Source organism: Pseudomonas sp. 3296 (assembly GCF_031456615.1).
Taxonomy (GTDB): Bacteria; Pseudomonadota; Gammaproteobacteria; order Pseudomonadales; family Pseudomonadaceae; genus Aquipseudomonas; species Aquipseudomonas mucoides.
This window is the reverse complement of the sequence record NZ_JAVDUY010000005.1, coordinates 11614-24646: the sequence shown is the minus strand read 5'-3', so window position 1 is coordinate 24646 and position 13033 is coordinate 11614. Positions and strand designations below refer to the sequence as shown.

8 protein-coding genes are annotated in these 13033 nt (G+C 58.0%); 6 read left to right on the top strand and 2 right to left on the bottom strand.

The window, feature by feature from the left end; genetic code table 11:
- Positions 1 to 172 precede the first annotated feature (172 nt).
- Complete coding sequence (locus J2X66_RS14185) at positions 173 to 3034, top strand: autotransporter outer membrane beta-barrel domain-containing protein (RefSeq protein WP_310265317.1); 2862 nt, start codon at positions 173 to 175, stop codon at positions 3032 to 3034.
- A gap of 43 nt (positions 3035 to 3077) precedes the next feature.
- Here the strand turns inward: J2X66_RS14185 and J2X66_RS14180 are convergent, their stop codons facing one another.
- The gene (locus J2X66_RS14180; RefSeq protein ID WP_310265314.1) at positions 3078 to 3506 is read right to left on the bottom strand and encodes a hypothetical protein; all 429 of its coding nucleotides are present in this window, start codon (positions 3504 to 3506) and stop codon (positions 3078 to 3080) included.
- Positions 3507 to 3765: 259 nt separating this feature from the next.
- On the opposite strand from J2X66_RS14180, the gene J2X66_RS14175 reads away from it, so the two are divergent.
- Both J2X66_RS14175 and J2X66_RS14170 read left to right on the top strand, forming a co-directional pair.
- On the top strand, positions 3766 to 7299 hold the full coding sequence (locus J2X66_RS14175) for an ATP-binding protein (protein ID WP_310265313.1): 3534 nt from the start codon (positions 3766 to 3768) through the stop codon (positions 7297 to 7299).
- 138 nt (positions 7300 to 7437) lie between these two features.
- The gene (locus J2X66_RS14170; RefSeq protein WP_310265311.1) at positions 7438 to 7755 is read left to right on the top strand and encodes a hypothetical protein; all 318 of its coding nucleotides are present in this window, start codon (positions 7438 to 7440) and stop codon (positions 7753 to 7755) included.
- Between the two features lie 70 nt (positions 7756 to 7825).
- Here the strand turns inward: J2X66_RS14170 and J2X66_RS14165 are convergent, their stop codons facing one another.
- Complete coding sequence (locus J2X66_RS14165) at positions 7826 to 8449, bottom strand: response regulator transcription factor (protein WP_310265309.1); 624 nt, start codon at positions 8447 to 8449, stop codon at positions 7826 to 7828.
- A gap of 332 nt (positions 8450 to 8781) precedes the next feature.
- Here J2X66_RS14165 and J2X66_RS14160 point away from each other — a divergent pair, with 332 nt between their 5' ends.
- From J2X66_RS14160 to J2X66_RS14150, 3 genes are all read left to right on the top strand, one after another.
- On the top strand, positions 8782 to 9366 hold the full coding sequence (locus tag J2X66_RS14160) for a hypothetical protein (protein ID WP_310265308.1): 585 nt from the start codon (positions 8782 to 8784) through the stop codon (positions 9364 to 9366).
- Between the two features lie 212 nt (positions 9367 to 9578).
- Positions 9579 to 10319 carry a molecular chaperone gene (locus J2X66_RS14155; protein WP_310265307.1) on the top strand — a complete coding sequence of 247 codons (741 nt, stop codon included), beginning with the start codon at positions 9579 to 9581 and terminating at the stop codon, positions 10317 to 10319.
- A 96-nt stretch (positions 10320 to 10415) separates the two neighbouring features.
- On the top strand, positions 10416 to 12974 hold the full coding sequence (locus J2X66_RS14150; RefSeq protein WP_310265305.1) for a fimbria/pilus outer membrane usher protein: 2559 nt from the start codon (positions 10416 to 10418) through the stop codon (positions 12972 to 12974).
- The last annotated feature ends 59 nt before the right edge of the window (positions 12975 to 13033 follow it).

Genomic DNA, 13033 nt, shown 5'->3' with positions numbered 1-13033 from the left:
CTGTAGGACCATTCAACATTCCTGAACAGAATTGGATGACATCCGCTAATACCCCCGTCCTACGTTGCACTTCAAGCTCACGGTTGAATATTGCCAAAGTCACCCAAACGAAACGTAGCGCTTGTATGCCGCGTGGTTTGACCGATCCCCGACTCCAAACAAGGACGACTCCGTGCGTTGCATCCTTTCAAAACCCCACGCCCTGGCTGCAGCCATTTCTTTGGCCAGCGTTGCTTTTTCCAGTGCCCATGCCGCTTCGATCGAACTTGGAAGCGGTGATCAACTCGTGCTTCGAAAATCCACTCTCAGCACCAGCGAGGACAATGAGCCGGTGCTGCTGGTCAATGGTTCGGGTGCCAGCGCGAAACTCACCGACAGTTCGCTGACCACCACCGGACGCGCCAGTCATGCGGCGCAGGTGCAGGCCGGTGAACTTGAGCTCAATGGTGTGACGCTTACCACATCCGGCGCGAATGCATCGGCATTGGCGGTCAGTGGCGTCGAGAGCCAGGTCACAGTGACCGGCGGCACCCTGCAGACCGAGGGCCAGAATGCCCACGGGGTGATGTTGGGCAACAACGCCAGACTGGCGCTGGATAACACCGATATCAGCACCAAGGGCGCCGGCGCGCGCGGGGTAAATATTACCGGCAACGCAACCCTCGCCATGTTGCGCGGCAACATTGCCACCGAGGGCAACGCAGCCGATGGGCTTTATCTGCGCGGCACCAACGACCAGCAGCGGGCCAGTGTCTCTGTGGTAAACAGCGCGATCAAGACAGCAGGCCGCAGCGCCAAAGGAATCAATGCCAATCGCGACTCGCATGTGTCGCTGCAAAGTTCCAGCATTGATACCAGTGGCCAGACTGCCCATGGCATCTGGGCGGCCAGCTCGACCAGTCTGGTGCAGGCCAACGACGTCGGCATCACCACTCGTGGCACCAACGCTATCGGCGCATTTGCCCAGAGTAACTCAACGATTGACCTGCAAAAGGGATCGGTCGAGACCTTCGGCGACAGCGCCCACGGCCTCTATGCTGACGGCGCTTCGACGCTGAACGCCAGCGATGTCGACGTCCGGGTTCATGGCTTGAGTGGCGGTGTGTTCGCCGTAGGAACTGGCACGCAGATCGATCTGAAAAATGTTTCGATCAATGCCGACGGTGGCGGTGCTGGAGTCGTCGGCTACGGTCTGTCTCATGTCCAGGCGCAAGGTTTGAACATCAGCGCCGCGGGCCAAGGTTCTCGCGGACTGTTGCTGCAAGACGGTGCGAAGATGGGACTGGCCGACTCGCTGGTGCAAGTGCTGGGCGAAGACAGCGCCGGCGTTCGCTCGCTGTCGCAAGCGGGGCAGATCAATGCGCTGTACCTGCAGGAGTCGGCAATCATTGCGCAGCATGTGGCAGTCGATGTGTCCGGCGGCTTGCGCCTGGAATTGCTCGACAGTCGAGTCGAAGGTGAGCAAGTGCTGCGCACCAGCGTGCGTGAACTGGCCGACGGTAGCCAGGTGGATAACCAGCATGTATCGCTCGCAGCGGTCGGCTCGACGTTGCAGGGCGATATTCAGGTCGAAGCGCAACAGGTCGAGGTGACACTGCAAGAGCAGTCGCGGTTGCGCGGCTCGATCACCGGTCTGCAGCACCTGGGCCTGGACAACAGCCTGTGGCTTATGACCGCTGACTCGAACGTCGGCGAGTTGCAGTTGAACAAGGCGCATGTGGTGTTCGATCCATCCTTGTCCGGCACCTTCAAGACCCTGACCGTCAACGAAAACCTGAGCGGTAACGGCCGCTTTGACTTGAGCACCGATCTTTCGACCTTGAAGGGCGACTTGCTGCGGGTCAACGGGCAGACATCGGGTGAGCACACCCTGGTCATCGAGGATTCGGGACGCGATCCGAACGGTCCCGGGCAACAGTTGCGGGTGGTCGATGGCAGCGGTGGCAATGGCACGTTCGACCTCATGGGTGAGCACGTCGATGCGGGTGCCTTTCGCTATACCCTCGATAAACAGGGCGACGACTGGTTTCTGGTCAACTCCTCATCGATCGTACCGCCGGACACTCTCGATCCCAGGATTGATCCCGATCCCCGAATTGATCCCGATCCCAGGCCAGCTGACCTTTCCAAAGGCGCCAACGCCGCGATAGCTGCACAAACCGCCGGGGCGACGCTGTGGAGCGCGCAGATGAACGCCCTGGTCAAGCGTTTGGGCGAATTGCGCATGGGCAAGGACGAAGGTGGTATCTGGACTCGGGCCATCGGCCGGCGCTTCGATGTGAGTGAAGGTTCCAGCCGCGCATTCACGCAAAACGTCACCGGCATGGAAGTGGGCGCCGACAAGGCTTTTGCCCTCGGCGCCGGCAAGCTGTACGTCGGTGGCGTCGTCGGTGGCGCGCACTCGAACATGAACTTTGGCGAGGGCGCTTCGGGCGACATCGATAGCCGAATGTTCGGCGCCTACGCCACCTATCTGCACGACAGTGGCGTGTATGTCGATACGGTCGCCAAGTACAGCCGCTTCGACAACGAAATCAAGACCCCCACCAATCTCGGGCGCCCGGTGAAAGGTAGTTACACCAACCACGGGGTCGGCATGGACGTCGAAGTCGGGAAACACATTGCGCTGGAAAAAGGCTGGTTCGTCGAGCCGCAACTGGAGGTCACGGCGACCCACACCACGGGCGGCGACTACACCGCGACTAATGGTTTGCACGTGGATGCCGATGATATGAACTCACTGCAAAGCCGGTTGGGTTCATTGTTCGGCCGGCGCATGACGCTGGACAACGGGATTGAGGTGCAACCTTATGCCAAGGCGTCGTGGGTCACCGAACACGCAGGTGCCAGCACCGTTAGGGTCAATGACAATCGTCTCAAGGCACAAGTGCCGGGCGATCGTCTGGAGCTGGGTTTCGGCGGCATCGTGCAGATCAGCGAGCGCAGCAAGCTTGCCCTGGATGCCGAGTTCGCCAAAGGCCATGACATCAAGCAACCGTGGGGGCTGACGCTGGGTTATCGCTACCTTTGGTAAACGGGTACACCAGGCACTGCGACAGGTCTGGTGCGCGACAGGTTCATCGACCGTGGCTGGCCAGGCAAGAGGCGGCAGGCTGGTCACGGATATATTCGAGCAGGTTGCGCAAGTGGCCGCTGCTCAATGGCAAATCAATGATCCCGAGCAAGGGCAGTTCCAGTGTTCGGGCCACGATCTGCAAGGAGCGTCTTTGGTGATAAGAGTAACAGCCGACGATTACGAAATGCCGGGTTTTGCCCTGCCGGTGCAGCGCGTTCATGTGCTGCAGGTCGATCTGGATATCGCTGGAATATTTGAGCATTGCCACATCGAACTGTATGGCGCTCTGGGCGTTCATCGCCAGTGCGTGCGTAGTAGAAAAACAGTGTCGGATGCAATAGACACCCGCCTGGTTGGCACTGTTGTGAGCAGCGTGAGCCAGGATGGCATTGTCTTCGATCAAGAGCATTTTCAATGCGGAACCCTTCATGACAGTGGGCCGGGTGGCTGGAAAAACACCCTAGGCTGCACTCGCGGATCTCCTTGAAGGGTTTGCCTGAATGTTGCGTAGGACAAATCTGTTGATGCAGACCGTTTGGTCCTACGTGCTGACGACACGCGTAGAGCGCCGCTGCTGATCCGCTTTACCCCTGTTTGGTTTGGTTCGGGAAACGCTTGTTTTGACCAGTTATTTGCGCGTTGTCTTTTTCACAAAATGGCTATGGCTGACATGGGTTTTTCCAGGCGCCATGGCGCATGCCCAACCGGCGCAGTTACAGTTGCTTGTGCAGACGCCGGTGATCGCGCCGATTGTTGACTTCAGCCCGGCGATCCGCACATGGCTGGGTCAACACCCCGTGTTGCGCGTCGGTGTCTGGGGCGAGGGTTTTGTACCGTTCGACATCGGTTTTGAAACCGACAAATTCGAAGGCGTCGCGGCGGATTACCTCGGCGTGTTGCGTAACACCCTGGGTTTGACCGACGTGCGCATTTTTCGCTACCACAGCCGGCAAGAGGCCGAGATGGCTCTGGTGGCCGGCAATCTGGAGCTTTTGGCGATCTACTCCAGTCACTCGGGGGAACGCGAAGGTATAACCACCTCCAATCCTTACCTGCTCAATCGCGCGGTGATCGTCAAGCGTACCGGCGACAGCTTGAAGGGACTGGATCGAATGAGCGGGCAGCGACTGGCGTTTCGCAATGATCGAAAACTGTACCAGCGTTTGAAAACGCACTACCCGGAGGCCATTCTGCTACCCCGTAGCTCAGACTTCGATGCCTTGTCGGCGCTGGTCGACGGCCAGGCGGATGCGACCTGGAGTAATGCGGCGTCAGCTGATTTCCTGATCAAGAGCACCTTCTACAACGGCGTCCATATTGCCGCTGACGCCCTGCAACCCGACATAAATTTTGCCTTCGCCGTCAGTGCCGGTAACCCTCGACTGCTGGAGGCCGTTAACCGCACGCTGGAAGCCATCCCGCTGGCCGGGCGCCTGCGCATCACCAACCGCTGGGACTTGGCCGCACGCTACGTGCAGTCGCCTTCGATACTTGACCTCTGCGAGCAGGAGCAGCAGTGGATCGCCCAACATCCGAAGGTCAAAGTCGCCGTCAGCGGAAGCTACGCACCGATGACGTTCTATGACGAGCAGGGTGTTCACCGAGGTTTGACCGCCGACGTACTGCAGCGAATTTCCCAGCGTACCGGCCTGCGCTTGGTGATGGTGCGCACCAACAGTGTCACTGACATGCTCGAGCGGTTGCACGACGGTTCGGTGGGTGTGATTGCTGCATTGGGTATCGGGCAGGAGCCGACCGACAGACTGCGGTTCAGCCGGCCCTATGCAGTCAATCCGTCGGTTCTGGTCAGCCGTCTCGAGCCGGAGGACTTGAAAGAGGTCAGTGACTTCAATGGCCGTGCCATCGCCGTCGTCGCCGGCAACGCGCTGATTCCCTGGTTCCGCCAACATTACCCGCGCATCGCCTTGGTGCCGGTCGAGAGCACTGTGCGCGGCACGGAAATGCTCATCGAAGGTGATGTAGACGGGGCGATCAACACCCGGATTGGCGCCGAATATTTCATCAAGAATTTTTACCCCGATCAGTTGGCCATCCGCGCTTCCGTGGGGGCCGGCCCGGCCCGTATCGGCCTGGCGGTGCGAGATGATCAGGCGATCCTGCTCAACATCATCAACAAGGCCTTGCTCGACATTGCACCGGAAGACCTGCAATACATGACCGAGCGCTGGCGCAGTCACGCCACGCCACCTGTGGCCAGCTCCTGGACCAATTATCGTGGCTTCGTCTACAAGGTTTTGGGCGTCGCTTTTCTGTGCGTGGTGCTGTTTTGCATCTGGAACCGATACCTGCGCCTGCAAATCACCCAGCGTCAGGCGGCCGAACGCAAACTCAAGGATCAACTGGAGTTCACCCGAACCCTGATCGATGGCTCTCCAGTGGCGCTGTATGTCCGCGACCATGAGGGACGATTGCTGCAGTGCAATCAGTCTTACCTGGATTTTCTGCAGACCGAGCGGCATATCGTCGACGGCAAGAAGTTGCGTGATACACCGTTGATAACTCCGCATTTCAACGAGCGTTACCAGCAGTTCTACGAGCGTACCCTGTTGGAGGGTGAGCCGACATTTGCCGATATGGAGGTGCAGGTCTGCGGCCAGGCGTACCGCATCTATCACTGGACTTTGCCGTTTCGCAACGCCGACGGGCAGGTGATCGGCGTCATAGGTGGCTGGATCGACCTGACCGAGCGTGAGCAGATTCTTCAGGAGCTGCGCCATGCCAGGGACACCGCGGATGCGGCGAACCGTTCGAAGTCGGTGTTCTTGGCCAGCATGAGCCATGAAATCCGCACCCCGATGAACGCCATCATCGGCCTGCTGGAATTGCTCCAGCGGCGTGGTGGTAGCGCCGAGCAAGTGCGCGAAGCCGTGGACGTCGCTCACGAGTCGGCGCAGGCGCTGCTGTCGTTGATCGGCGATATCCTCGATCTGTCGAAAATCGAATCGGGGGCGATGAAACCTTCGCCGCGCCCGACCGATCTGCCCAAGCTGATGAACTCGGTGTTCAAGCTGTTCGAAACCAGCGCGCTGAACAAAGGTCTGGAGATCGACCTGGTGTTGGAGGTCAGGCACCCGCATATCCTGATCGACTCGCTGCTGTTGAAGCAGATCGTCTCCAACCTGCTGAGCAATGCCATCAAGTTCACGGAACAGGGCAGTATCGAGATCGCGGTATTCGATGCCGTACAGGCGCCGCAGGACGGGGTAGGGCAGTTCATGATCCAGGTGACCGATACCGGTCATGGTTTATCGAAAGCCCAGCAACTGGAGGTTTTCGAGCCGTTCATCCAGACCAGCCACGGCAGTGCGACCCAGGGCGGGACGGGGCTTGGGTTGAGCATCTGTCGACGGCTGGCGGAATTGCTCGGTGGCGAGTTGCAACTTGAAAGCGAACCGCAAGTTGGCTCTACCTTCAGTCTTGTGTTCAACGGCGTGCTTTGCGAAGAACCGCAAATGCCTGAAGAAGCGTCAAAGGCGCCCATGCCGGGGCGCTCGCTGCATGTACTGGTGGTGGATGATCACGCCGCCAATCGCTTGCTGTTGTGTCAGCAACTGGAGTTTGCCGGCCATCGTGCGGAGGAAGCGGAAGACGGCTCGCGGGCGCTGTTCATGTGTCGACACGCGGACCCGGCGTTTGATCTGGTGATCACCGATTGCAACATGCCGAACATGGACGGCTTCGAATTCACCCGACACTTGCGTGTGGGGGAGCGTGAACAGCGGTTGCCGGCATGTCCGGTCTTTGGCTTGACCGCCAATGCCCAGACAGAAGTGGTCAAGCATTGCTTGCGGGCGGGCATGAATGACTGCCTGTTCAAACCCTTGTCCCTGGACCACTTGCTCAACCGCATCCAGTTGGCCTTCCCCGACCGAGCCATGCCGTTTTCCGCCGAAGCGCTGGCCAAGGTCAACGGGCTGGGTGCCGAGGCGCATGCGACCTTCATTGAGCAAGTCGTGCGCAGCAATCGGGAGGATCGGCTGTTGCTCGATGTGCTGATCGCCGAGAGCGATCTGCCGGAACTGGCGCGTCTGGCCCACAAGATCAAGGGGGCGGCGAAAATCATCGATGCCCACGAAGTGGTGGGCGACTGTCGACGGTTGCAGGCGTTCGCCGAGCAGCATCAGGAAGAGAACTGCCTGGTGCAGGTGCACCACTTGAAGCAAAACCTTCTGCTACTGGAAGAGGCATTGCTGGGAGAATAGTAGAGCGATGTCCTACATTGTTTAACTGATCGGCATCAAACGTTGAGCAATTTTGTGATGCAGGATCAATTCAGCTATTTACCTGCGGGTGGCTCTGGTCTTTACTTTGTGAAGTCCTCCTCAACCTCCCGGTGATTCATGCGTAAACAACTGATGTTCGTTCTGGCGTTGGCATCCATCAGTGCGCAATGCCTGGCAGCGGCGCCCGCACCCTATGCGGGGGTTTTGCATTTTCAGGGTTTTCTGGTCGAGGGCGGTTGCGGTTTGTCGACGCGCGAGGCGGCGGCGTGGGGCAATACCACAGCCACGGCCAGCGCGCGGGAGAATGTTGGTTGTGAACAAAGCATGCATCTGCGGCAAGTCAACTTCGCCGAGCAGACGCAAACCTTGACCGGGGGCGTAACGGAACTGGCGCGTCTGTGGCAGAGCGGTGTGCTGATCATCGAGCACAGCTGAGGCGGCTTCGATCCGGATGACGAGCAAAAAAAACTGCAGCGATGCAGTTTTTTTGTATCGAGGGGAAAGCTCAGGCCAGGCCGTGGCGCTTGGCGAATTCCGCCAGTTCGACAATGCTCTCGATCTTGAGTTTTTCCTGCAGTCGGGTCTTGTAGGTGCTAACGGTCTTGTTACTGATGTGCAGTGACTCGGCGATTTTCATGTTGGTCAGGCCGGCCGCCAGACAGCGCAGCACGTTCATTTCCCGAGGCGACAGTTTCTTCACCGCATCGTCTTCGTCCGAGCTGAAGTCTTCCTCGCGTACCGAGTCGATGGTGTCTGCCTTGAACCAAGTATAGCCATCCTTGATGGCCAGGCACGCGTTAAGCAGTTCGCCCATGGTGCCTTCTTTGCTCACATAGCCCGAGGCGCCATCCTGCAGGCAGCGCTGGGGCAGTCGGGCATTCTTGGCTCCGGTAAAAATAAGAATCCTGGGCCTGGGGGTGATGCACGACAGACGCTTCATCACACTCAAACCGTCCAGTTGAGGAATATCGACGTCGAGAATGACCAAGTCAGGTTTCAGTTTACGCACCCCATCAATTGCGAGAATGCCGGTGGTGGCATCGCCGACCACTTCGAAACCTTGTCCATGAAGAAGGTTAGTGACCGCCAGGGTAACGATTTGATGGTCGTCAACGACTAAGACTTTCATTGTTTCTCTCAGCGGGTAGAAAAAATAAGTGTTCAACAACAGCAATTAAATAAAGTGCCATCATTCTCGTTGCGAAGCCAGATCAAAACAAGGGTCAATAATGCGGCTCGCTGAAATTAGTTATCGGTCAGGGCACGGTTTTAATGAGCGAATCCGCGTATGTATAGTGATTTATATCATTAAAATAATATTCTGTAGTACCAATCCTACATGGATGTAGCTGTTGATCTGACGGGCGATCTGGACTGCTCCTACAATGTTTTTTAAAGCGGCGAATTAATCTAGTTTTACCTGCCAACGCAGGACTAAATTAATCGAACGGATCTGGTCCCATGAAAAAACTTTCCTTTATCGCTCTCGCCATCGCTGCCGCTGCTGCAATGTCTTCCACTGCCAACGCTGCAAGCGGCACCCTGCAATTCACAGGTAACCTGACTGCCGCCAGCTGCACCGTGACTCCTGGTGGCGATGCCTCCGGCACCGGCAACAACATCGTTGTCGACATGGGCAGCGTTTCGTTTGCCGACCTGGAAACCGCCGCTCCTGGCAACGGATCGGTAGGCGTTGCCGTTACCGACCTGAGCTTCGATATCGGCTGCACCGGCGTTGGCGCCTATGACACCGTGGTCATGAACTTCGACCCGCAAGCCGGTTCGGGCCGTGACACTTCCGATGCCCGTCTGTTGGCCCTGTCTCCTGGTGGTGCAGCTGGCGCCGCTATCGCCGTTGTCGATGGCAGCCGCAACATCATCGACATGTCCAAGGATCCGGAAGTTCGTGCAGCCCTGACTGTTAACGCATCAACCGGTGCCGGTACTGCCAAGATCGATCTGGCCGCTGCTTACCTGCGTACTACTGGCGCACAAACTCCAGGTGCTGCAAACGGTAGCCTGCCATTCGTTCTGACCTACGAGTAAGTTGCTGTTGCCACTGCCGGATGCAATGCCAAAGGGCGTGCGTCCGGTAGTGCATTTGTTTTTTTATTATATGGGCGAGTGATGCTGTCGCTAGATGTCGATGTAGTCAACGAAATCATCGGGATCTCGTATTTTTTAAGATTAGTTGCAGGGAAATATTCTGCGTCGGCAGATGTTTGATTTTTGTCGGGTTAATTGGTTAGAGGGTTGTTATGTGTAAGCGCAGTTTGAAAGCACTGTTCTGTTTATTGCCTTTGGTGTTTTTTTCCAGCGCCGAGGCAGGTATTACCCTAGGGGCGACGCGCATTATCTTCGAAGCCAAAAACAAAGAAGAAAACATCACGGTACGCAACGAAAGTGACAAACCGATCCTCCTGCAATCGTGGCTGGATAATGGGAGGGAAGAAGATTCGGCGGTGCCATTCGCCGTGACACCACCTCTGACAAAAATGACCGCCAATGGTCAGCAGTTGTTGCGGATCCTGTACAAGGGCGCGGGTTTGCCTCAGGACCGCGAGTCGGTGGTCTGGCTCAGCGTGCAGGAAATCCCCGCCAGCGTAGAAGGTAAGAACACCCTGCAAATCGCTGTTCGCCAGAAGATCAAAGTGTTCTATCGCCCGGCCGGGCTGACCGGAGAAGCCAAGGACGCCGCTGGCAGCCTGCAATGGAGACTGGAAAACGGCGGCAAGCAACTGAGCGTCTACAACCCGAGTGCCTTTCACGTTTCGATGGTGCAACTGCTGGGCGAGAAACTCGAGTACAGCAACCTGGTCGCCGAGCGATTCATGATTGCCCCCGGTGAACGCAAAACTTTCGATGTCAACAACGGCGGCTTCAATGTCGGCGCCGCGTTCAGTTTCCGCAGCATCAATGACTGGGGTGGCCAGGAGTTGTACCACACCAAGTTGCAGGCGGCTGCCAGCACTACCGCGACACGGGCTGACGCTCAGTAAGTTCCCGCCTTCGCTCCCTTGACGCCATCCGGATGTTTCTCCTGAAACACCCGCTGGCCGGGCTTCGCCTTGAAAAAATGAATCCAGGTTTCTGTCATGCGTATACGCCAGCCTTGCCTCGCCAACTCTTCCCAGCGTTCTGCCCAACCGTCGCGGCTTTCACACTTGAGACTGGCTGTTGCCCTGGGGATTGTAGTGCCAGGATTCGCCGGGGCGGTCGAAGGCGAAAGCGGCGGCCCGGTGACGTTCAACACGTCATTCATTCAAGGTCTGGGGCAGCCTGCGGACCTCAAGCAATTCATCGAAGGTAACAGCGTATTGCCGGGAACCTACCGGGTGGACATCTACGTCAACCGCAGCTTGAGCGGCCGGCAGGACATTACTTTCCTGAAACAGGATGACGGTGATGTCACGCCTTGCCTGACATTAACGATGCTGCGCCAGTTCGGCGTAGATATTGATCGGCTGATCGCCGAGGGCACCTTGAGCGCCTATGCCGATCTCGACAGCTGCGTGGACGTCAAAGCGCTGATCCCGCAGTTCGTCAGCGAGTACGAAGCCAATTTCTTGCGCCTGTATCTGAGCGTTCCCCAGGCGATGATGAGCCGCTCGGCGCGCGGTTATGTCGACCCTGCGCTGTGGGATGAGGGTGTCGCGGCGGCATTTGTCGACTACGGCTTGAACACTAGCCGACGCAAGAACGATTATTCGACCACTGACAGCTTGTCCGCCAATTTGCGCAACGGTCTCAACATCGGTCCCTGGCGCCTGCGCAACGAGTCGAGCTATTCCAAAAGTACTGCCAGCCCCGGCTTGTTCAACAGCAACCGCACCTATGCGCAACGCGATATCACCTCGCTGCGCAGTCAGTTGACCGTCGGCCAGACCTATTCCGATTCGGAGATCTTTGACAGCGTGCGCTACAAGGGCGCTCAACTGGGCTCCGACCTGGCGATGCTGCCGGACAGCGAACGCGGCTATGCGCCAGTGATCCGCGGCGTGGCCAACAGCAACGCAACGGTGGAAGTGAAGCAGAACGGTTTCAGTCTCTACACTACGACAGTGTCGGCAGGCCCGTTCGAGCTGACAGACATTTATCCGAGCGGTTCTAACGGTGACCTGGAAATCACCATCACTGAAGCTGATGGCCAGGTTCGCAGCTTTACCCAGTCGTTTGCCTCGCTGCCAATTCTGGTGCGTCGCGGTGCCTTTCGTTACAACCTCGATCTGGGGCAGTTCGACGCTTTGAATGAAGACGCCGACTCGCCGCTATTCGGTACTGGCAACCTGGTCTATGGCCTGACGGACAACATGTCGACCTTTGGCGGGTTGATGCTCAGCGACGGCTTCAGCGCCACCAACATCGGAGCCGGTTTCAACACTCCGGCGGGGGCGATCTCGGTCGACGCCACCCAGTCCAGCAGTTCGACTCGACTCGGCAAAAACATCGGCCAGAGTTTGCGTTTTCTCTACAGTAAGACCCTGAATCTGACGGGAACAACGTTTACCCTGGCCGGTTATCGCTACTCGACTGAAGGCTATCGGACTTTCAGCGAGCACGTCGATGATGAAAATCGCGAGCCCGATGAGCGGGTGCGTGGCCGTGCCAAGGCGCGTTTCAATCTCACCGCCAACCAAGTGCTGGGCGACGGCTTCGGGTCGTTGTACCTGTCTGCCAGCGATCAGACTTACTGGAATCTGCCGGGTCAGACCCGCACCCTGCAGGCCGGTTATTCCAACCATTGGGGGCGGGCGAACTATTCGTTCGACGTCACGCATACCCGCTTTGCCGACAGCCAGAGCGCCTATCCCAGCCAGGGCAATACGCGCAGTCGCGATGCCCAGGCGACGTTCAGCCTGTCGTTCCCGCTTGGCGATGATGCCCGTGCACCGCGTGCCAGCTTCAGCGCTGCCCACGACGCCAGCGGCACCAATTCAAGGGCCAACATCGGTGGTTACGTGGCGGGGCGCGATGACCTGAACTTCTCGCTCGGCGGCAGTCGCGGTGTCACCGGTGAGTACAGCGGTGATGGCCAGATCAATGCCAAGACGCCTTACGCCAGTTTGGGTGCCGGTTATAGCCAGGGCAGAAACTACAAGACCGCCAACCTCAGTGCGCGTGGTTCCGTGGTGGCCCATGGCGGTGGCGTCAACTTCGGTCAGCCGGTGGGCGAAACCTTCACCCTTGCGCAAGTCGAGGACACTCCTGGCGTGCAGGTCGGACGTTACGCCGGGGTCAAGACCGGGTCGAACGGCTACGCCATCATCCCAAACACTCAGCCTTATCGCGGCAACTTCGTGAGCCTCAATACCCAGGACCTGGGCGCCGATATCGAACTGGAAAGCACCAGCCAGCAGGTCATTCCTCGCCGTGGCGCGATCACCAAGGCCACGTTCAAGGCGAAAAGTGGCATGCGCATGGAAGCGACCTTCAACTACCCCGCCGGCAAGGTCCCGTTTGGCGCGATCGTCGAAGACGAAGAGGGCCAGCAATTGGCGATCGTCGACCCTCGCCAGACGGCGTTATTGCTGGTTGAAAAGAACGAAGGAACGCTGGTGGTTAAGTGGGCCGACCAGCGCTGCACGGCGCAGTATGCGATGAGTGAGAAAGTCGCGGGTGAGAATTACCAGAGCAAAATCCTGACCTGTCAGTAACGAGGTTTTCAGGGAGGTTTTGTGGGGGCTTTCTCACTCCAGTATCGCTTTAAGTCCTA